Below are 19,371 nucleotides of genomic sequence, written 5' to 3' on the forward strand. Positions count from 1 at the left end.
TCTCTGCCAGACGGCTTACAGCCGCTCGTTGAGGATTTTGGTCGCAGGCGTGATGGAGCCCGGCACGAGGTGCCGATAGATCGCTGGGTGACCTCGATTCGTGTACTCGGCCTCTGCACCCGCCCGTTCGGGACACGCCCCCGGCGCCGATCCGTCCCGCCGGGTGGCCGAACTGGAGCAGTTGCTCGGCCGGGTACGGCTCTCCGTCGCCCCGCTCGTGCACCCGCTCGACCCGGTGCTCGGCCGCAAGCGCCGGGTCGGCCAGGTCCTCGCCCTCCTCGACGACTGCGCCCGGCAGATCCGCGGCCTGGTCGCCGTCGTCGCCGCCCCGGAGGCGTCCCACGACGCATGCCTCGCCGCCGCCTGCCGGCGTGTGCAGACCACGGTCGAGCCCCTCACGGGAGATGGTGCCGAACAGCACCCCACGACCGCGACCCCGCCCGCCGAAGAAGCCGCACTCGCCCACCTGCACAGCCTGGAACGCGCCCTCGCCGACCTGACCCAGCCGCCGCGCGCCCTTTCGGGCTCACCGTTGGTGGGTGCCTGAGCCGAGGGCTCCCCCCCCGTCCCTCCTCGGCACGCCATCGTCCGATGCTTGGTCTAGACCTTGCGCACTCCTGCTACCGTCACCCCCTGGACAGCACCCAACGAGAGGGGACCGCGGTGACAGAGGGCGGCACGCGGCTGCGGAGGGCGTTCATCGGGTCGTTCACGGCGGCCGGCGGACCTGGGCTGGTCACCGCCGCCGTGGATCCGGACACCGGCGCCCTGACCGTCCTGAGCAGCGTCGACGGCCTGCCCGACCCCTCGTACCTGGTGCTCGCGCCGGGCGGGGACATGCTCTACGCCGTCAGCGAGACGGCCGAGGGCGCGGTGGCCGCGTACCGGCTCACGGGCGGGAAGCCGGAGCTCGCCGGGCCTCCGGTCCCGGTCGGCGGCAGCGGGCCCACGCACCTCGACCTGCACGACGGACACGTCCTGACCGCCAACTACGGCTCCGGCAGCGTCACCGCCGTCCCGGTCCGCGCCGACGGAACCCTCGCACCCGCCCCGTCCGGCGTGCTCCGGCACACCGGCGGCGGGCCGCACACACCCCGCCAACAGGCCCCGCACGCCCACCAGGTGCGGAGCGACCCCAGCGGCCGCTGGGCCGTCAGCGTCGACCTGGGCACGGACTCGGTCCGGGTGTGCACGGTGGCCGACGGCAGCCCCGTCCTGCACCGGGAGATCGCCCTGCGACCGGGCTCAGGACCACGCCACCTGGCCTTCCACCCTGACGGCGAGCACGTGTACGTCGTCAACGAACTCACCCCCACCGTCACGGTCTGCCACTGGGACCCCGCCCAGGGTCTGCTCAAGCCGCTGGACGAGACACCCGTGCTCCCCGGAGCCCCGTCCGGCGACGCCTACCCGTCGGGCATCGTGGTGTCCCCGGACGGCCGCTTCGTGTGGACCGCCACCCGGGGCGAGGACGTCCTGTCCGTGTTCGTCGTCGAGGGAGCGGGACTGCGCCTGGTCGGCACGGTGCCCTGCGGGGGCAACTGGCCGCGTGCCGTCGCCGAGTCGAACGGCTTCCTCTACGCCGCCAACGAACGCTCCGGCGACGTGACCTGGTTCCGCCTGGACCCCGTCACGGGCCTGCCGCGCCGCACCGGCTCGATCGAGGTGCCGGCCGCGTCCTGCGTGGCCTTCGACTGACCGACCACCCGTTCCCCGGAAAGCGAAGGGCCCGCTCCTCACCGAGGAGCGGGTTCGCCGTACGACCGGCGCGACGGCGGTCGTACGACCGTTCACGCATCGCCTACCGCGCCGGGGCGCCCTGCGGCTGCTGCGGGGCGATGCCCAGGGCCGTCGTGTACTTGGCCAGGGCGAGCTTGCCGATGGCCGGGTACGGGCCGAGCGCGTCGGCGGCCGCACAGCCGGCTTCCTTGGCCGCCTCCTCGATCAGCGCGGCGTCGATCTCCGGGCCGATCAGGTACGGCGCGAGCGCCAGTTGCTGGGAGCCCGAGGAGCGCAGCTGATCGGCGACGGACGCGATCGAGCCCTCCTGGTCCAGGGCCGCGGCCATCACCGGTACGGCGAGGCGCGCGGCGAGCAGCATGCCGGTGATCCCGGCCGCCTGCACGGCCTCGTCGCCGCCGACGGAGGCCAGGATGATGCCGTCCGCCGCGGTCGCCACGGTGAACAGACGGGCGCGGTCGGCGCGGGCCAGGCCCGCCTCGGACAGGCGCACGTGCAGGGCCTCGGCGAGCAGCGGGTGCGGGCCGAGCACATCGGTGAGGTCGGCCGCGATGCGGCTCTCCATGACGGCCTGGCGGACCTGACGCAGCAGCGCGCTGTCCGGCCCGGCCAGCAGGGGCACGACGACGGCGACCGGGCCGTCGGGCTCCCTGACGTCGAGACCGGCGGCGCGGGCCTGCTCGTAGCGGGCCGTGCGCTCGTCGGCGCAACGCGCCAGCACCGACTGGAGCGTGGGGTACTCCGTGTCGTCCCCGTCCAAGTACCCGATGCGGGCGTCGAGGCCGGGGAGTTCGGAGCGGGCGATGCTCACGACCTCCTCGGCGAGGCCGCGGGTCGCGGCGCTGGGCGCGCCCGGGACCGCGAGGACGAGCGCGGGCGCGCCCTCGGGAGCCGCCATGGGCTCGGGTCGGCGGTGCCGCCCGGGCTGGCGGGGGCGCGGCATTCGTACTGGCAGGCCGGCGGGCCCAGTGGGGGAGCTCATGGCGCCGCATGTTACTGGTTTCTTGGGCTCCCCTGTTCGGGGAGGGTGCAGGTGAGCGGTATCCGTCCGGTTTTGTCTGATGAGTTACGTACGGATCAGAAGTGATCAGCGTGTTTTCCGGGTGATTTGCGCCTCTGGCCATGCCCGCGAACCGTGCCCGCCGACTCCTGCTCGTTCCCCCTTCGTGGTCACGACGTGCGGCACCGTGTCGTCACCCGGCAGGGTGAGCCTGTCCGCGGCTGGGCCGCCGCCCGCGGACCCGAGCCCCCCGAGTCGACGGCGAGGATGCCGGACGCGGCCGGGGCCTGCGGCGGTCACGGCAGACGCCAGTCCACCGGCTGTCCGCCCTGCCGCACCAGCAGGTCGTTGGCCCGGCTGAACGGGCGGGAGCCGAAGAACCCGCGGTCGGCGGACATGGGGGAGGGGTGGGCCGACTCCACCGAAGGGAGGTCGCCGAGGAGTGGACGCAGATTGCGGGCGTCACGGCCCCACAGGATGGAGACAAGGGGCTTGCCCCGCGCCGCCAGCGCCCGTATCGCCTGCTCGGTGACCTCCTCCCAGCCCTTGCCGCGGTGCGCGGCCGGCTTGCGCGGAGCCGTGGTCAGCGCCCTGTTGAGCAACAGCACGCCCTGCTGGGTCCACGGCGTCAGATCGCCGTTGGAAGGCTGGGGCAGCCCCAGGTCGGTGCTCAGCTCCCGGAAGATGTTGATCAGGCTGCCGGGCAGCGGGCGCACCTCCGGCGCGACCGAGAACGACAGCCCCACCGCGTGCCCCGGGGTCGGATACGGGTCCTGCCCGACGATCAGGACCCGCACCTCGTCGAAGGGTTGCTGGAAGGCTCTCAGGACGTTCGCCCCGGCGGGAAGATAGGTGCGCCCCGCGGCGATCTCCGCGCGCAGGAAGTCGCCCATTTCGGCGATCCGTCCGGCGACGGATTCCAGGGCGCTCGCCCAGCCCGGTTCGACGATCTCATGCAACGGTCGTGGTGCCACGGGCGCCACCCTACTGCCGTGGGGGCAGCGGGGATCAACCGGTGGCCAAGGCCCGGCGGTTGGCCGTGGACGTCGTCCGGCTCATCCGACGACCGCGGCCCGCACGCACAGCACGTCCGGCAGGTGCGACGCCAACTGCCGCCAGCTGTCGCCGTCGTCGGCCGACGCGTACACCTCGCCGTTGCGGTTGCCGAAGTACACGCCCGCCGGGTCCGCGTCGTCCGTGCACATCGCGTCCCGCAGGACCGTGCCGTAGTGGTCCTCCTGGGGCAGCCCCGCCGTGAGCGGTTGCCAGGTCCGGCCCGCGTCCGCCGTACGGAAGACACGACAGCGGTGGTCGGCGGGGACCCGGTCGGCGTCGGCGTTGATCGGGAACACGTACGCCGTGTCGCCGCGGTGCGGGTGGGCGACCGCCGCGAAGCCGAACGTGGAGGGCAGCCCCTCCCCGATGTCGGTCCAGTGCGCGCCCGCGTCGTCACTGCGGTACACGCCCCAGTGGTTTTGGAGGTACAGACGGTCCGGGGTCGCCGCGTCGCGCGCCACCTTGTGGACGCACTGCCCGAACTCAGGGTTCGGATCGGGCAGGAACACCGCTGAGACGCCGTGGTTGGACGGTGCCCAGCTCGCGCCGCCGTCGGTCGTGCGGAACACGCCCGCCGTCGAGACGGCCACCGTGACCGCCTTCGGGTCGCGCCGGTCGGTCAGCACCGTGTGCAGGCCCTCGCCACCGCCGCCCGGCACCCACTTCGAGCGTGTGGGGTGCTCCCAGAGGGGACGGACCAGCTCGAAGCTCTCCCCGCGGTCCTCCGAGCGGTACAGCGCGGCCGGTTCCGTGCCCGCGTACACCACGTCCGCTTCCGCCTCGGCCGGGTGCAGCTGCCACACCCGCTCCAGCGACGCCTCGGTGTCCTGGGGGAACTTGACGGCGGGCCGGGCCGGTTCGGTCCAGGTGCGGCCCAGGTCGTCGGAGTGGAACACGGACGGCCCCCAGTGCGCGCTGTCACCGCCGGCCAGCAGGCGTGGGGAGTCGCCCCGTGTGTCGATGGCGACCGAGTACACGGCCTGCGCGTTGAAGTAGGGCGTCTCGTCGAACTCCCACGCGCCACCGCGCCGACGCCCGATGAACAGGCCTTTGCGGGTGCCCACGGCCAGCAGTACCTCGGTCATTCCGATCACCTCCGCGACATCTTTGTCCCAGACACCGGCCAGTCTGCACCCCGCCACTGACACTCACCCCCGCAAACGGCGTCACCGCAGGTCAGAGCGGCCGCACCACATCGGCGGGGGTCGGGAACCGGCCATGTCGGAGAGGGTGCGCACGGGGCCGCGGGGCCCGAGGAACCCTCGAACCGGCGGACTCGCCCTGAGCATCGCGCAGACGTCGCGCGTATGGGAGGGCGGTCGGGATGTTCGTGCGCTCGTGAGGAGGAAGCCTGCGATGGCGTTCCGTGGTCCGAAGGTCTGGCTGTGGCGGTGGCGACGCAATCCCCTCAAACGCCGTGCAGACGCGGTGGAGAGCTGGGTGCTGCTCGGCGCCTGGGCGTTCACCCTCCTCGCCGGGGTGCTCGCCGGCCTCACGGCCGCCCGGTCCGTGGAGCACGGACTGGCCAGGGAACGCGTCGAGTGGCGCCCCGTCGTGGCCCGGCTCACCGAGCAGGCCCCCGGCACGGCTCCCGTGCGCCCGGGGGCGGGCGGCGGCGAACGGGTCTGGGCGAAGGTGAGCTGGACCGCGACGGACGGCTCCTCGCACTCCGGCCAGGCCCGGGTCGAGGCGGGCAGCGCGCAAGGCGCCCCGGTCACCGTCTGGACGGACCCGCAGGGCCGTCTGGTGACCAAGCCCGCCACCATCTCCCAGGCCCAGCTGCGGGCCTCCCTGATCGGCGGCCTGGCCGGCGTCAGCGCCGCCGCACTCCCCTTCGTCGGCGGCCGCGCCCTCCGCGGCCGCCTGGAACGCCGCCGCATGGACCAGTGGGACGCGGAGTGGGCCCTGCTCGGGCCCCTGTGGGGACGCAAGACGGGCTGAGGGCGGCGCGTCAGGCCCCACCCGCCGCCAATCTTCCTCCCGGCAGGCCCGCGGCAACCGCTCGCCCGAGTGGACCTCGTGGCTGCCGTACCCGAGGGACGGCGCCAGGTGTCGTCGTGAGGAAGCGAGTTCGCCCCTCGTCGGAGCTGTCCGCTCGGACACCTGGTCGCCGAGCGCGCTGTGCAGGGTTGGCCGCAGCCGCGAGCCCTCTTCGTCCGAGGGCCGCAGCCGACGCAACCGGCCGACGAGGGTGCCGGAGGCCGGAAGACGGTGCGGCGCGCAGCGCGCCGGCCGGTCGGCGCGGCCGGCAACCGGGCCGCGCATGTCCACAACGGCTCCGCCTCAGTGGCCGGGCAGGGCCCGGTCGAGGATCGTGTCGAGGTCGACGCCGTGGGGCAGTGTGCCGAAGGCGTGTCCCCAGTCGCCGCCGAGCCGGGTGGCGCAGAAGGCGTCGGCGACGGCAGTGGGGGCGTGCCGGACCAGGAGGGCGCCCTGAAGGGCGAGGGCCATCAGCTCCACCAGCCGCCGGGCGCCGGTCTGCGACCCCTGAGCGAGGCCCCGCCGAACGCGCCGAACTGCGTACGCGCCTGACCGCCCTGCGCCTCGCGGAACTGCGGGAGGGCGTCTGGCTGCGCCCGGCCAATCTCACCCGGGCCCTGCCGGACGACCTGCGCGAGGTGGCCCAGCACTACACCGCCCGCCCTGGCCTGCCAGAGCGCGAACTGGCCGCCGCGCTCTGGCCGCTGGACGCCTGGGCGGCGACGTCCCGGGCCCTGCTCGCGCACATCGGCCGGGCGCCCGGCCCGGCCGACCGCTTCACCGCCTACGCGGCCGTCGTACGCCACCTGCTCGCCGACCCCGTGCTCCCGCCCCGGCTCCTCCCCGAGGACTGGTCGGGCGCCGACCTGAGGGCCGCCTACGAGGACTACCAGCGGGAGGTGACCGACGCGGTGTGGCCGTGAGGCGGGCCGACCGCGTCGCGAACGGCACAGCGGCCGTACGGAGCGCCGTGGGGGGGGGGAGCGCTCCGTACGGCCGCCTTCACCGTGGGGGGCCTACCTGTAGGTGATGTCGGAACTGGCGTACTTGCAATAGGTTCCGTCGGCATTGGTGCCGTTGGTGGTCGGCTCCTTGCCCGTGTTGTTCCCGATGTACTTCTGGCACGGGATGATCTTCTTGCTGCTGTCCCCGATGATCGTGATCTTCTTCAAGGACGCGCTGTCGCCGTAGTTGGTGTTGATGCCGGCGAGCTTGCCGCCCTTCCAGTTCACCTCGATGGTGTTGAGGTTGATCGTCCGCTTGTACTGCGTCGAGCAGTTGCCGCAGGAGCGGACGAAGGTGCCGAAATTCTTCACGGCGAAGTTCGAGATGTTGAGCGTCCCGGCGCCGTTGAACTGGAACACCTTGTCGCTGGCCTCCTTCGCCCCACCGCCGGAGACGGTGTAGACGTTGGACGACGAGGAGCCCCGGAACGTGGCCGCGTCCTCGCCGACGTCCTCCCACCAGACGTTCTGCAGGGTGCAGCTGCCCTTGCAGTGGATGCCGTCGGCGGCGGGTGCGCCGATGATGACGTTCTTCAGGACAGCGCCGGGGGCCAGTTCGAGGATGGGGCCCTGGTCCTCGTCCTGGCTGCCGCTGCCCAGGTCGCCGGTGCCGTACAGGCGCTTCATCCCGTAGTCCTTGGTGCCCGAGACCGGGATGGTGGAGGACACCCCCTGGCTGCCGTTGGCGGAGGGCCAGGTGGCGGCGCTCGCCGGGGTGGACAGCGCACCATCTGTCATGATCATGCCAACCGACAGGCCGAGGGCGGCCAGCACGCCGGTCAGCGCGCGCACGCGGCCGCGCGAGCGTAACGAAGAAGTCATGTCCCGATTCCTTCTTCCTGTTGGGGAGATGTGGGGAGGTCAGAGCTTTCCGGCGCCCGCACCGGACGTCACCGAGGCGACGACGGACGAGGCCGGCTCCGCGGTGTAGCCGTACGGAGCGCTGGTGAACGTGCCCGTCCGGGAGATCTCGGTCGCGGCTCCGCCGAGATCGTTGCCGCGAAGGTTGGCGTAGCCGTCGACGTCGCTGCTGCGGTTCGTGGTGACCGCGACCTTCGTCGAGCGGAAGACGTTGTTCTCCACCAGCATCTGCGCACCCATCCGGGAGTGCACCGCGGTGTCGGCGCCGACGACGTAGTTGTCGTAGAAGTGCCCGGTGCCGAAGCGCAGACTGGGGATGCGTGAGTAGACGTTGCTGAAGTGGTTGTGGTGGTACGTCACTCTCAGGTGGCCGGTGTCCTGGCTCGCGTTGTTGTCGCTGTGGCCGACCAGCGAGCCCTTGAAGTGGTCCTTGAAGGTGTTCCAGGAGACGGTGACGTAGTCGGAGCCGTGGTTGATGTCGAGCAGACCGTCGTAGTGGTCCTCGTCGTGATCGCGGTCGGCCGAGAAGGAGTTGTGGTCGATCCACACCTTCGTGGACGACTCGACCGTCACGCCGTCGGACGGCGCCAGCGGCTTGCTGATGTTCAGGTTGCGGATGACGACGTTGGTGACCTTCTTCAGGCGCAGACCGCCGCCGGTGAACCCGGACGACGAACCCACGCCCAGGACGGTCGTGTTGGACCCGACGTCGACCTGACCGCTCAGTGTGATCCGGCCGTTGACACGGACGACCTTGGCAGAGTTCCCGGTCACCGCCGTCTTGAAGGCGGAGAGCGTCGACACGGTGACCGCCGAGGCGCTTCCGCCGCCGGTCGTCCCGGCGCCGAACCCGACGGGTGAGTTCTCGGCTGCTCCCGCCGCCTGGGGAACGGCGAGGACGGCGACCGTGGTGAGAGCGGCGACGGTCGCGCCGAGAACGGAGCTTTGCGCTTGTGTACGTGGGGGGCCTGTACGCATGCGGGTGCGTCCCTTCGGAGGACTCAGCTGGGGCATGTATGTGAATGTCGTACGCCATTCTGATTGCCGCGCGCGAGCAGTGTGACGGTGGCGGGACCTCACAGTGCCCTGAGGAGTGCACTTCCCCGGGTCATGGGAGCTCCGCTGGGCGACCCGCCGTGTGGGGGTGGGTCACACTGCTGAACGGAACGTAGGGGGCAAGCGCTTTCTAGTCAACGCTTTGCGCAGAACACATTCGGCCAGCCCTGGTGAGGGGGAGCCGCATTCCCCGAGTGGCGTGGGAGCGCTTCCATGACGGTCGTGTCCATGCCACCATGCGGCTACGCTTCCCTTTCCGAGAAGGGCGAGTCGATGCCCACTCCGCGCCCGCGCCCGTCCGCCGGCGGCCTGGTGCTGCTCCTGATGCTCGTCCAGGCACTGGCCACCAAGTCCGACCGGCGGCGCTACTTCCACGCCTCGACCGCCGACAGCCCGGGCGGCACCTGGACCCCGCTCGCGGACACCGAGGCCGACCCGTTCCTGCGCGCCACCAACGTGACCTCGCCGCAGGCCGAACCGCCTGGACGAAGGACGTCAGCCACGGCGAGTGGACCCGGGGCGGAATCGACCAGACCCCCACGGTCGACCCGTGCCGGCTCCGCTTCCTCCACCACGGCATGGACCCCGGCTCGAGCGGCGACTACTCGCAGCTCCCCTGGCCGCTGGGTCTGGTGCCCCTGACCGACCCCGCCTGCTGAACCCCCGCACGACGTCCCCCGAGCCGCTACCCAGAAGGGACAGAACGTGTCAACCACCCCCCGCACCGCCGACCCGGCCAGGAGATCGCCGCGTTCGGTGCTCATGGCCGTACTCGCCGGGCTGGTGCCGTTACTCGCGGCCACCGTCCTCACCGCACCCGTCGCCTCCGCCCGCACGGAGGCCACCGCGCCGGCTCGCGCGCAGGCGTCCGCCGCGGTTCCCGCCGCGACCCTCACCGAGGTCACCGACTTCGGTGCGAACCCCAGCAACCTCCAGATGTACATCTACGTCCCGGCGAACGTCACCCCCCGCCCGGCTGTCGTGGTCGCCGTGCACTACTGCACGGGCTCCGGTCCGGCCATGTACAACGGCACCGAGTACGCCCAACTGGCCGACCGCTACGGCTACATCGTCGTCTACCCCTCGGTCACCCGCAGCAGCAAATGCTTCGACGTCTCCTCGCCCCAGGCACTGAAGCGCGGTGGCGGCAGTGACCCCGTCGGCATCAAGTCGATGATCGACTGGACCACCCGCACCTACTCCGCCGACACCGGCCGGATCTTCGTCACGGGCATCTCCTCCGGCGCGATGATGACCAACGTCCTGCTCGGCGACTACCCCGACGTGTTCGCGGCGGGCGCCGCCTTCTCGGGCGTCCCGTTCGGCTGCTTCGCCACCACGAACGGCTCCGAGTGGAACAGTGAGTGCTCCGGCGGCAGCATCACCCACACCCCGCAGGAGTGGGGCAACCTGGTGCGCAACGCCTACCCCGGCTACACCGGCCCCCGGCCGCGGATGCAGGTGTGGCACGGCACGCAGGACGACGTCCTGCGCTATCCGAACTTCGGGGAGGAGATCAAGCAGTGGACGAACGTGCAGGGCGTCAGCCAGACCCCGGCCGCCACCGACTCGCCCCAGTCCGGCTGGACCCGCACCCGCTACGGCGGCACCGGTGACCAGGCCCCCGTCGAGGCCGTCAGCCTCCAGGGCGTCGGCCACGACCTGTACAAGTGGGGCATGACGGAACGCGTCCTGACGTTCTTCGGCCTGAACGGCGGCTCCGGCCCGGGCCCCCAGCCTCAGCCCGGCGCCTGCAAGGTGACGGCGTCCACCAACGCCTGGAGCACCGGCCTGACCGGTTCCGTGACCCTCACCAACACCGGCACCACCGCGATCAACGGCTGGAAGCTGGGCTTCACCCTGCCCTCCGGTCAGACGATCACCAACGGCTGGGGCGCCACGTACAGTCCGGCCTCCGGCGCGGTGACGGCCAGCAACGTGACGTACAACGGCACGATCGCGCCGAACGCGAGCGTCACCATCGGCTACCAGGCGAACCACACGGGCAACAGCGCGGCACCCGGTTCGTTCACGCTCAACGGGGACGCCTGCTCGTAGAATCGCCGGAACTGACGGATCATCAACCGCGGGCGGTCCGAGTGGGCCGCCCGCGGGAATTGCCGGGCGGGGGAGCGGGCGGAGGAGTAGCGTCCCCGGGATCGGATGCGCGGGGCCGGTCGCCAGCCCCGCTCGGGATGGACGGAGAGAGCCGAGGATGACCTCCGACGACGTGGTCGGGCTGCTGGCCGACGAGAACCGTACGCGGGCCTTCGCCGCCGTGGCGCTGGGCGCCGCGAGCGCCGAGGAAGTCGCCGAGCGTGCGGGGCTGCGCGCCAGGGACGCCCTGGTCGCGCTGCGCCGGCTCCAGGACGGCGGGGTCGTCACGGCGACGGACGGTGGCCTCAGGGTGTCGTACGACCGTCTGCGCGGCCTCGCGCGCGACGCGGCCGAGCCCCGGCCGGAGCAGGACCACGGCTCCGGCGACGAGCGCGTCGAGATGGTGCTGCGCACCTTCGTGCGCGACGGACGGCTGGTGCGGCTGCCGGCCCAGTGGAACCGCAAGACGCTCGTCCTTCGCCATGTCGCGCAGCGCACCTTCGAGCCGGACCGGGCGTACACGGAACGCGAGGTGAACGACCGGCTCCGGGTCTGGTGCGAGGGCGGACAGGTCGACCACGTGACCCTGCGCCGCTACCTGGTCGACCTGCATCACCTGCACCGCCACGACGGCGTCTACCGACGCCCGCCCGAGGGCACCGCGCAGGCCGGCTGAGCGGGGCCACGGCACGTTCAGCCCCAAAAACGCGTCACACGGAGCGGTGGTACTGCTCCGGCACCCGTACCTCGGCCCCGAGTTCCCGTGCCGCGCGTCGGGCCCACGACGGGTCGCGCAGCAGTTCGCGGCCGAGCAGCACCGCGTCCGCCTCGCCGTTCGCCACGATCTTCGCGGCCTGCTCGACCTCGGTGATCAGACCGACCGCGGCGACGGGCATCGGCGTCTCGGCCCGCACCCGGGCGGCGAAGGGCACTTGGTACCCCGGGTCGGTGGGGATGCGTACGTCGGAGGCGTTGCCGCCGGTGGAGACGTCGAGCAGATCGACGCCGTGGGCGTGCAGCTCGGCGGCGAAGCGAACCGTGTCGTCCGCCGTCCAGCCGCCCTCCTCCAGCCAGTCGGTGGCCGATACGCGGAAGAACAGCGGCTTTTCCTGCGGCCAGACCTCCCGTACCGCGTCGACGACTTCGAGGGCGAAGCGAACGCGGTTCTCGTACGAACCGCCGTACGCGTCGGTGCGGCGGTTGGAGTGCGGGGAGAGGAACTCGTTGATCAGGTAGCCGTGGGCGCCGTGGATCTCGACGATCTCGAAACCGGCGGCGAGGGCCCGGCGGGCCGCGTCGGCGAACTGGCCGACGATGTCCCGGATCTCTTCCACCGTCAGCTCGTCCGGCACCGGGTGCCGCTCGTCGAATGCGAGGGCGCTCGGCCCCACGGGCTGCCACCCGTGCGTGTCCGGCCCGACCGGCGCGCCGCCCGTCCATGACCGGTCGGTCGAAGCCTTGCGCCCGGCGTGGGCGAGCTGGACCGCGGGCACCGTGCCCTGCGAGGCGAGGAAGCGGGTGATACGCCGGAACGCCTCGACCTGGGTGTCGTTCCAGATGCCGAGGTCGTACGGTGAGATCCGGCCCTCGGGGCTGACGGCGGTCGCCTCGACGATGACCAGCCCCGTCCCGCCCGCCGCCCGCGCCGCGTAGTGCGCGAAGTGCCAGTCGGCCGGCGCGCCGGTGTCCGGGCCCTCCGGCGCGGCCGAGTACTGGCACATCGGAGGCATCCACACCCGGTTCGGGATCGTCACTTCGCGCAGGCTGAAAGGCTCGAAGAGCGCGCTCACGGCGGACTCCATTCGTCACGGGCCGGTGGTCGGGACTCGTACGATAGACACCGTAGTACGGCAGATGTCAAACTACGAAGACACTCGTACAATGGCACCTCCCCGAGCAGTGGAGCCGCCGTGACCACCCTTGTCGCCAGCAGCCGTGACCTGCCGCATCCGGGCCGGGAGGAGATCCGGCTGGAGGCCGTGCTGCACGCGCTGTCCGATCCGCTGCGGCTGCGGATCGTACGAGAGCTCGCCGCCGACGGCGACGAGCTGTCCTGTTCGCACTTCGACCTGCCGGTCACCAAGTCCACCGCCACATACCACTTCCGGGTGCTGCGCGAGAGCGGCGTGATCCGGCAGATCTACCGGGGCACCGCCAAGATGAACGGCCTTCGCCGCGACGATCTGGACGTTCTCTTCCCGGGGGTCCTCGACACCCTCCTCGGAGCCGCCGCCCGCGAGTCACGCCGGCTCGGCGGCGGCTGAAGCCGACTGCGTGGGCGGGTCTACGACACGGACCCCCGCGCCGCCGCCAGCAGTGACTCCCAGTCCGGCAGCTTGACCACGCCCCGCCCGAGCGATGCCCCGAGCTCCGCCTCGGCCCGCTCGATGGCCAGCCACCCCGCCCACTCCACGGGTTCCACACCCTCGGCCCGCAGCACCGCCGCAGGATCGTTCGGCAGCTCCCTGCGTACCAGCAGGGAGGCGTCCGCCAGCAGGGACGTCGCCGTTTCCTTGGCGCACGGCCGGTTCGTTCCGATGACGCCCGTCGGGCCCCGCTTGATCCAGCCCGCCACGTACTCGCCCGGTGCCACACCCCCCTCGCGCAGCACCCTCCCGGCCAGGTTCGGCACGATCCCGCGCCCCGCGTCGAACGGCAGTCCCTCCAGGGGGACCCCGCGATAGCCCACCGAACGCATCACGAGCTGCGCCTCGACGTCCTCGTACCTGCCCGTGCCCGTCACCCCGCCGTGCCCGTCCGGCGCCGTCCGCTCGAAGCGCACGGCGGCCACTCGGCCTCCCTCGGCGAGCAGTTCGACCGGGCGCAGGAAGAACCGCGGCCGGATCCGGCGCGGGGCACCGGTCCGCGGCCGCTCGGCCCAGCCGCGCAGCACCTCCACGTTGCGGCGCTGGGGAGCGGGCAGGCCGGAGGGGTCGGCGTACGCGGGGTCGAGGGCGAGCTCCGCCGGGTCCACGATCACGTCGGTGTCCGGCAGGGCGCCCAGCTCGCGCAGCTCCTTGGTGGTGAAGCGGGCCTGGGACGGTCCGCGCCGCCCCGCCATGTGGATCTCGGTCACCCGGCTGGCGGCGAGCGCGGTGAGCGCCGCCTGTGGCATGTCGGTGGGACTCAGTTCCGTCGCGCCCCGGGCCAGCATGCGAGTGACGTCGACCGCGACATTGCCCACGCCGATGACCACGGCCGAACGGACCGCCGACACGAAGCGGCCCGCCACCGAGTCGGGGTGCGCGCTGTACCAGGACACGAACTCCGTGGCCGAGAAGCTGCCCGGCAGTTCCTCGCCGGGAATCCCCAGGTGGCGGTCGGTCGCCGCACCGACGCAGTACACCACCGCGTGGTACAGCTCCCGCAGACGGTCGGCCGGCACCCCCTCGGCGCCGACCCGCACCCCGCCGAGGAACCGCACCCGCTCGTGCTCCAGCACCGTGCGCAGGTTGTTCTGCAGTGACTTGATCTTCTCGTGGTCCGGCGCCACGCCGTAGCGGACCAGGCCGTACGGGCACGGCAGCCGGTCCAGGACGTCCACGAGCACCCCGGGATCCTGGTCCACGAGGCTCTGGGCGGTGTAGACCCCGCTCGGCCCGGAGCCGACCACGGCGACACGCAGCACGGCGGAACCCCTTTTCTCGAGGGGCCCGGCGGCCCCGGGGAATCAGAGGAGATCGCTCACGCGTCCAGCATCGCACCGGGAGCGCCCCACTGACAGGGTGCCGCGCCGCTGAGCAGGGTCGATGCTCATTCCATCGCCCGCATCCGGGTGATCTCGCTGGTCTGCTGGGCGACCACGTCGTCGGCCATCTCCTCGATCCGCACGGTGTTGCCCTCCGACTTGACGTCGACGGCCATGGTGATCGCCCCCTCGTGATGGCTGATCATCAGGGTGAGGAAGAGCTGGTCGAACGCCTTCCCCCGGGCCGCGCGCAACTTCTTCAGCTGGGCTTCGGTCGCCATGCCAGGCATCGAGGCGTGCTCGTGGCCACCGCCCGGGCCGTCGGCCTCGGCCCCGTGGCTTTTGAGCCAGCTCTTCATGATCTCGATTTCCGGGCCCTGCGCGGCGGCGATCCGCGCGGCCAGCCGGCGCACGCCCGCCGACCCGGCGTGGTCCGGCGCCAGTTCCGTCATCTCCAAGGCTTGGGCGTGGTGCTCGATCATGCGGCGCGCGTAGGCGAGGTCGGCGGCGTTGGGGCTGTCGTCGTCCGCGCGCTGACCTGCGGCCTCCTGCGCGGACAGGGTGCGGTTCGCCTCGCCGGGAGCGCCCGGCACGAGGATCGAGGGCCCGCTGCCGCCGTCCGGCGCGGCGCGCGAACCGGAGTCACAGGCCGTGATCCCGAGCCCGGTCAGCGCGGTGAGCGCGACCGCGGCGAGAGCGGCGCGAGACCCACGTCGTAAGAGCACAACGACCTCCTGGAGAAGGCGGGTTGAGGGCGGTCCGTGCGTGGTCGCGGTGTTTCCGACCCATGCCCTCTTTTGGTCTGTGCATGACCAAGACGATACTTCGGAGGACCGTGTGCCGCTCCCGTCCGAGCGGCGATAGGGAGGACGCAGTGATCCTGTTGAACCACCCCCGAACGCGGCGCAGATCCGTGGGAGTCCTCGCCCTGGCGGCCGGACTCCTCGCCGCGCTGCTCAGCGCGAGCCCGGCAGGGGCGACGGCGGACGAGGAGTTACCCGGCCAGGACGAGATCGTCCACTCGGCCAACATCGAGCACCTCGCCAACGTCCCCAAGGACGCCCTGACCGGCACCAACTCGGACCTGGCCTTCCAGGGCAAGTACGCCTTCGCCGGCAACTACGACGGTTTCCGCATCTTCGACATCAGCGACCCGAGGGCACCGCGGACGGTCTCCCAGGTGCTGTGCCCCGGCTCGCAGAACGACGTCTCCGTCTCCGGCGACCTGCTGTTCCTGTCCACCGACTCCTCGCGCAGCGACAGCAGTTGCAACAGCACCTCGCAGCCCGCGACCGAGAAGTCGTCGTGGGAGGGCATGAAGATCTTCGACATCAGCGACAAGGCGAACCCGAAGTACGTCGCCGCCGTCGAGACCGCCTGCGGCTCGCACACCCACACGCTGGTGCCCGAGCGCAGGAACGTGTACATCTACGTCTCCTCGTACTCTCCCAGTGCCACCTACCCCGACTGCCGGCCGCCGCACGACGGCATCTCGGTCATCAAGGTGCCGCGCAAGGCCCCCGAGAAGGCGGCGGTCGTCGGCTTCCCGGTGCTGTTCCCCGGCGAGGGCCCCGACGGCGGTGGCAACCCGGGCGGACCCACCAACCCGGGTGTCTCCAAGACCACCGGCTGCCACGACATCACGGTCCTGCCCTCCAAGAACCTGGCCGTGGGCGCGTGCATGGGTGACGGGATCCTGTTCTCGATCAAGGACCCCGAGCACCCGAAGGTCATCGACCAGGTGCAGGACAACGTCAACTTCTCGTTCTGGCACTCGGCGACCTTCAACCAGAAGGCCGACAAGGTGGTGTTCAACGACGAGCTCGGCGGTGGTGGCGCGGCGACCTGCAACGAGGCGACGGGACCGAACCGGGGCGCCGACGGCATCTACGACATCGTCGGCAGGGGGGACCACCGCAAGCTGGTCTTCCGCAGCTACTTCAAGATCCCCCGCTATCAGTCCGACACCGAGAACTGCGTGGCACACAACGCCTCGCTGATCCCGGTCAAGGGCAAGGACATCGTCGTCCAGGCCTGGTACCAGGGCGGTGTCTCCGTGTGGGAGTTCACCGACTCCAGCCACCCGAAGGAGATCGCCTACTTCGAGCGGGGTCCGCTGGCCACCGACCGGCTCACCAGCGGCGGCTCCTGGTCGGCGTACTACTACAACGGCCACATCTACTCGAACGACATGGCCAAGGGGCTCGACGTGCTGAAGATCCGGGACCGCCGTACGGACCCCGCGCAGCACGTCCGGCTGCGCGAGCTCAACGTGCAGACCCAGCCGGACTACTTCGACTGAGCGTCCGGTTCGCTGCCCGTCGCGAAGAACCGTGACAGATCCGCTCCACACGCCTCGCCGGAGACCGCCGTGGTCTCCGGCGGGGTACCGAGCCCCCGGTCGAGCCGGTAGCGCGCGAACAGCTCGGCCCGCAGCGTCGTGATCGACATCGGTACGTTCGGCAGCACCATCGCGTAGACGGCGCCCATCAGCAGACAGCGCAGCATCGGATAGTCGGCGTCGACGTCCTTCGAGCCGTGCCGTGCGACGGTGTCCCGCAGCAGCTCGGCCAGGCGGTGCTGCTCAGGGCACTGCACGAAACCCTCGGCCTGGAGCAGGCCCGCCATGTGCTGGCGCATCAGCACCGTCTGGTCCTGGGCCAGCCCCAGCAGCGCGTCGATGGCCCGCGCCATCCGCTCCCGCCCGTCGTCGGTACGCGGCTCCCGCTCCAGCGCCTCCTCCAGCGTGCGGTGCATCAGCCGGTGCACGGCCGACTGCACGAGCTGACGCTTGCCGGGGAAGTAGTACGAGACCAGGCCGCGCGCCGAGCCCGCCCGGTCCGCGATGTCGCCGAGCGTCGTCGCCTCGTAGCCGCGCTCGCTGACCAGTTCCACGGCGGCCTGGAGCAGACGCTCGCGGGAGCGCCGTCGCAATTCTTCATTGACCGAGGCGCTGCGCGGGGACATCCTGTAACTCCTGCGTTGACTGGCTGCCAGCCAACTATACTCAGCGCGTCTCGGTCCACCCCCTCGCGGGGAGCGACCGGGCTGCCGTCCGTCCTGGGCGACGCGGGGGATCGTCCAGGACGGTCAGGCCCATTCCCCGGCGGGCCGGCCCACCAGCTCCAGTACGGGCCGCAGGCCGTCCGGCCGTTGCGCCACCGGCAGGTGGTCCACGAAGTGCACCTCGCAGCCCAGCGCGGCCGCGCCCCCGTCCGCCCGCCGGTCGTCGCCGACCATGAGCACCCGCCGTGGATCGACGTCGAGTGCCGAGCACGCGGCCTCGAACAGACGCGGGTCCGGCTTGCGGATGCCGTGCTCGTAGGACAGGACGTAGGCGTCGACGTAGGCGTCCAGACCGTGTTCGCGGAAGACCGGCCGCAGGTCCCAGCCGATGTTGCTGACCACGCCGACCAGGATCCCGCGCTCGCGCAGCGTCCGCAGCACCTCCACGGCGTCGGGGTACGGGGACCAGGCGGCCGGCCTCATGTGCAGGTCGTACAGCGTGTCGTGCAGGGCGGGGTCGGGCAGCGGTACCCGGCGCGAGAGGCCGGTGTACGCGGCGCGGTGCAGCTCCGCGCTCTCGTCCCGGATCTCCCACAGGCGGGCGAGTTCCTCGGGCAGCCGCACGGGGTTCGCCCCGCCCGGCAGAGCCCCCGCGACCTCCAGCGCCCGCGCCGTCTCGGCCAACTCCCCCTCGGGGAGCACGATCGCCGCCTCGGCCAGCGCGGCGCGCAGCCAGGACTCGGCGGACTCGACGCGGAAGAGGGTTCCGGAGAAGTCGAACAGTACGGCGGTCATGGAGGTGATCCTAGGGAGTCACCGTCGCCCGCGCAGGAAGGTCCGTAACTCCTGGGGGTGCGCGAAAACGGGCCGGTTGACCGGTACCGGCGCCGCTTCCCGCGCCGTTGCCCGCGCCCGTCGGCTCATGGCCGCCAGCGTTCGTGGGCCACCACCGCCGTCGCGATCAGCGTCGCGCCCAGGAGCCAGCCACCGAGAACGTCCGAGGGCCAGTGCACGCCCAGCCAGATCCGGGTCAGGCCCACGCCGACCACGGAGACGACCGCGAGGGCCAGCGCCGTACCCCACAGGGCGCGGGAGACGCCATGGCGGTGGAGCAGCCAGACCAGGAGGCCGCACACCACGGTCGCCGTCAGCGCGTGGCCGGAGGGGTAGGCCGCGTAGTGGGCGGAGTCGACGGGGTCGGGCCAGACCGGGCGCGGTCGGTCGACGGCGGCCTTGAGACCCTGCTGGATCAGCGTTCCGAGCGCGGCCGTGACCAGCAGCCACACGGCCGTCCACCACTCCCGCCGGCGCCAGATCAGCCACACCGCGACGGCCGCGGCGAGGATACGCATCGTCACGGGGTCCCAGACCCAGTCGGTCAGGACGCGGAACGCCTGAGTGGCGTCCGGGTCGTCAACCGCCCAGCGGTGGGTCGTGCGGGAGATGTCGCCGTCCGTGGAGATCAACGGGTGCCACTCGGCCGCGACGAGGAGGAGCAGCAGCACCGAGCAGAGCGCCAGGACGATCGCCGAGCGGGCGGCGGTACGGGCGGCGGGCGGGCGGGGCGGGGAGTCGACGGACGAGGTGTGCATGCTTCGATCCTCGCCGAATTGGGTGCCACGAGGCGAACTCCGGGGGTGAGGCGGCTTCTGGTCCGCGGTGACATGGGCCGCTGGCCGACTCTGGGCGCGAGGCGGGTGTCCGGTCCGTGGCGGGCGTCCGGTCCGAGTCGGGTGTCCGGTCCGAGTCGGGTGTCCGGTCCGAGTCGGGCTCCCGGCCCGTGGCGGAGGCCGGGGCGAGGCGAACTCCTGCGCTGGGCGACGTGTGGCCCGAGGCGAAACTCCGGGTCCCAGGCGGACTGCGCCACCAGACGTGGGCTCGGG

The 19,371-nt window shown here is 71.8% G+C and carries 18 protein-coding genes and 3 pseudogenes; 9 read left to right on the top strand and 12 right to left on the bottom strand.

Annotated elements, in window-relative coordinates:
- Window positions 1–106: 106 nt before the first annotated feature.
- Window positions 107–547 (top strand): annotated as a pseudogene (locus IG99_RS20365) (hypothetical protein); the annotation flags it as partial.
- A gap of 116 nt (window positions 548–663) precedes the next feature.
- Window positions 664–1,698 (top strand): lactonase family protein, encoded by a 1,035-nt coding sequence (locus IG99_RS20370; protein WP_037676011.1) that lies wholly within the window; start codon window positions 664–666, stop codon window positions 1,696–1,698.
- A 103-nt stretch (window positions 1,699–1,801) separates the two neighbouring features.
- Here IG99_RS20370 and IG99_RS20375 read toward each other — a convergent pair whose 3' ends face one another.
- The 3 genes from IG99_RS20375 to IG99_RS20385 form a co-directional block, all read right to left on the bottom strand.
- On the bottom strand, window positions 1,802–2,722 hold the full coding sequence (locus tag IG99_RS20375; protein WP_037676014.1) for a sirohydrochlorin chelatase: 921 nt from the start codon (window positions 2,720–2,722) through the stop codon (window positions 1,802–1,804).
- Window positions 2,723–3,036: 314 nt separating this feature from the next.
- Complete coding sequence (locus IG99_RS20380) at window positions 3,037–3,714, bottom strand: uracil-DNA glycosylase (protein ID WP_037676015.1); 678 nt, start codon at window positions 3,712–3,714, stop codon at window positions 3,037–3,039.
- 81 nt (window positions 3,715–3,795) lie between these two features.
- The gene (locus IG99_RS20385) at window positions 3,796–4,881 is read right to left on the bottom strand and encodes a WD40/YVTN/BNR-like repeat-containing protein (RefSeq protein ID WP_051865673.1); all 1,086 of its coding nucleotides are present in this window, start codon (window positions 4,879–4,881) and stop codon (window positions 3,796–3,798) included.
- A 271-nt stretch (window positions 4,882–5,152) separates the two neighbouring features.
- Here IG99_RS20385 and IG99_RS20390 point away from each other — a divergent pair, with 271 nt between their 5' ends.
- Complete coding sequence (locus IG99_RS20390) at window positions 5,153–5,737, top strand: Rv1733c family protein (RefSeq protein WP_037676018.1); 585 nt, start codon at window positions 5,153–5,155, stop codon at window positions 5,735–5,737.
- Between the two features lie 342 nt (window positions 5,738–6,079).
- Here the strand turns inward: IG99_RS20390 and IG99_RS50400 are convergent.
- Window positions 6,080–6,352: pseudogene (locus IG99_RS50400) on the bottom strand (DNA alkylation response protein); the annotation flags it as partial.
- Here IG99_RS50400 and IG99_RS20395 point away from each other — a divergent pair.
- Window positions 6,289–6,699, top strand: a pseudogene (locus tag IG99_RS20395) (PaaX family transcriptional regulator C-terminal domain-containing protein); the annotation flags it as partial. The pseudogenes IG99_RS50400 and IG99_RS20395 overlap by 64 nt on opposite strands.
- A 93-nt stretch (window positions 6,700–6,792) precedes the next feature.
- On the opposite strand, the gene IG99_RS20400 reads toward IG99_RS20395, so the two are convergent.
- On the bottom strand, window positions 6,793–7,602 hold the full coding sequence (locus IG99_RS20400) for a pectate lyase (RefSeq protein WP_037676019.1): 810 nt from the start codon (window positions 7,600–7,602) through the stop codon (window positions 6,793–6,795).
- Between the two features lie 39 nt (window positions 7,603–7,641).
- A complete protein-coding gene (locus tag IG99_RS20405; RefSeq protein WP_037676021.1) occupies window positions 7,642–8,619 on the bottom strand; it encodes a pectate lyase family protein in 978 nt (325 codons plus the stop codon).
- A 351-nt stretch (window positions 8,620–8,970) separates the two neighbouring features.
- On the opposite strand from IG99_RS20405, the gene IG99_RS47695 reads away from it, so the two are divergent.
- The 3 genes from IG99_RS47695 (at window position 8,971) to IG99_RS20415 (ending at window position 11,470) form a co-directional block, all read left to right on the top strand.
- The gene (locus IG99_RS47695; protein ID WP_234311903.1) at window positions 8,971–9,339 is read left to right on the top strand and encodes a non-reducing end alpha-L-arabinofuranosidase family hydrolase; all 369 of its coding nucleotides are present in this window, start codon (window positions 8,971–8,973) and stop codon (window positions 9,337–9,339) included.
- A 120-nt stretch (window positions 9,340–9,459) separates the two neighbouring features.
- Window positions 9,460–10,755, top strand: a complete 1,296-nt coding sequence (locus IG99_RS20410) for an extracellular catalytic domain type 1 short-chain-length polyhydroxyalkanoate depolymerase (protein WP_037676022.1) — start codon at window positions 9,460–9,462, stop codon at window positions 10,753–10,755.
- Between the two features lie 157 nt (window positions 10,756–10,912).
- On the top strand, window positions 10,913–11,470 hold the full coding sequence (locus IG99_RS20415; RefSeq protein ID WP_078947804.1) for a DUF2087 domain-containing protein: 558 nt from the start codon (window positions 10,913–10,915) through the stop codon (window positions 11,468–11,470).
- 34 nt (window positions 11,471–11,504) lie between these two features.
- Here IG99_RS20415 and IG99_RS20420 read toward each other — a convergent pair whose 3' ends face one another.
- The gene (locus IG99_RS20420; protein WP_037676208.1) at window positions 11,505–12,584 is read right to left on the bottom strand and encodes an NADH:flavin oxidoreductase/NADH oxidase; all 1,080 of its coding nucleotides are present in this window, start codon (window positions 12,582–12,584) and stop codon (window positions 11,505–11,507) included.
- Window positions 12,585–12,704: 120 nt separating this feature from the next.
- Here IG99_RS20420 and IG99_RS20425 point away from each other — a divergent pair, with 120 nt between their 5' ends.
- Entirely contained in the window at window positions 12,705–13,058 is a 354-nt protein-coding gene (locus IG99_RS20425; protein WP_037676027.1) for an ArsR/SmtB family transcription factor, read from the top strand.
- A gap of 20 nt (window positions 13,059–13,078) precedes the next feature.
- Here IG99_RS20425 and IG99_RS20430 read toward each other — a convergent pair whose 3' ends face one another.
- Both IG99_RS20430 and IG99_RS20435 read right to left on the bottom strand, forming a co-directional pair.
- Complete coding sequence (locus tag IG99_RS20430) at window positions 13,079–14,422, bottom strand: FAD-dependent oxidoreductase (RefSeq protein ID WP_037676028.1); 1,344 nt, start codon at window positions 14,420–14,422, stop codon at window positions 13,079–13,081.
- Between the two features lie 125 nt (window positions 14,423–14,547).
- Window positions 14,548–15,207: a DUF305 domain-containing protein gene (locus tag IG99_RS20435; protein WP_037676030.1), complete on the bottom strand. Its 660-nt coding sequence runs from the start codon at window positions 15,205–15,207 to the stop codon at window positions 14,548–14,550.
- A 149-nt stretch (window positions 15,208–15,356) separates the two neighbouring features.
- Between IG99_RS20435 and IG99_RS20440 the strand changes: the two genes are divergently transcribed.
- On the top strand, window positions 15,357–16,784 hold the full coding sequence (locus IG99_RS20440; protein WP_037676031.1) for an LVIVD repeat-containing protein: 1,428 nt from the start codon (window positions 15,357–15,359) through the stop codon (window positions 16,782–16,784).
- On the opposite strand, the gene IG99_RS20445 is transcribed toward IG99_RS20440, so the two are convergent.
- The 3 genes from IG99_RS20445 to IG99_RS20455 all read right to left on the bottom strand — a co-directional run bounded on the left by IG99_RS20445 (window position 16,772) and on the right by IG99_RS20455 (window position 19,080).
- Complete coding sequence (locus IG99_RS20445; RefSeq protein WP_037676033.1) at window positions 16,772–17,449, bottom strand: TetR/AcrR family transcriptional regulator; 678 nt, start codon at window positions 17,447–17,449, stop codon at window positions 16,772–16,774. The genes IG99_RS20440 and IG99_RS20445 overlap by 13 nt on opposite strands.
- 123 nt (window positions 17,450–17,572) lie before the next feature.
- Entirely contained in the window at window positions 17,573–18,283 is a 711-nt protein-coding gene (locus tag IG99_RS20450; protein WP_037676035.1) for an HAD family hydrolase, read from the bottom strand.
- Window positions 18,284–18,408: 125 nt separating this feature from the next.
- Window positions 18,409–19,080, bottom strand: coding sequence for a phosphatase PAP2 family protein (locus IG99_RS20455; RefSeq protein ID WP_037676036.1), 672 nt, complete (start codon window positions 19,078–19,080; stop codon window positions 18,409–18,411).
- Between the last annotated feature and the right edge of the window lie 291 nt (window positions 19,081–19,371).

The organism is Streptomyces griseus subsp. griseus (assembly GCF_000720255.1).
Taxonomy (GTDB): domain Bacteria; phylum Actinomycetota; class Actinomycetes; order Streptomycetales; family Streptomycetaceae; genus Streptomyces; species Streptomyces griseus_I.

Excerpts from the sequence above, each read along its gene's own strand:
- IG99_RS20445 (WP_037676033.1), bottom strand. The coding sequence starts at position 17,449 with ATGTCCCCGCGCAGCGCCTCGGTCAATGAAGAATTGCGACGGCGCTCC.
- IG99_RS20375 (WP_037676014.1), bottom strand. The coding sequence starts at position 2,722 with ATGAGCTCCCCCACTGGGCCCGCCGGCCTGCCAGTACGAATGCCGCGC.
- IG99_RS20405 (WP_037676021.1), bottom strand. The coding sequence starts at position 8,619 with ATGCGTACAGGCCCCCCACGTACACAAGCGCAAAGCTCCGTTCTCGGC.
- IG99_RS20400 (WP_037676019.1), bottom strand. The coding sequence starts at position 7,602 with ATGACTTCTTCGTTACGCTCGCGCGGCCGCGTGCGCGCGCTGACCGGC.
- IG99_RS20450 (WP_037676035.1), bottom strand. The coding sequence starts at position 18,283 with ATGACCGCCGTACTGTTCGACTTCTCCGGAACCCTCTTCCGCGTCGAG.
- IG99_RS20390 (WP_037676018.1), top strand. The coding sequence starts at position 5,153 with ATGGCGTTCCGTGGTCCGAAGGTCTGGCTGTGGCGGTGGCGACGCAAT.
- IG99_RS47695 (WP_234311903.1), top strand. The coding sequence starts at position 8,971 with ATGCCCACTCCGCGCCCGCGCCCGTCCGCCGGCGGCCTGGTGCTGCTC.
- IG99_RS20455 (WP_037676036.1), bottom strand. The coding sequence starts at position 19,080 with ATGCACACCTCGTCCGTCGACTCCCCGCCCCGCCCGCCCGCCGCCCGT.
- IG99_RS20415 (WP_078947804.1), top strand. The coding sequence starts at position 10,913 with ATGACCTCCGACGACGTGGTCGGGCTGCTGGCCGACGAGAACCGTACG.
- IG99_RS20410 (WP_037676022.1), top strand. The coding sequence starts at position 9,460 with ATGGCCGTACTCGCCGGGCTGGTGCCGTTACTCGCGGCCACCGTCCTC.
- IG99_RS20385 (WP_051865673.1), bottom strand. The coding sequence starts at position 4,881 with ATGACCGAGGTACTGCTGGCCGTGGGCACCCGCAAAGGCCTGTTCATC.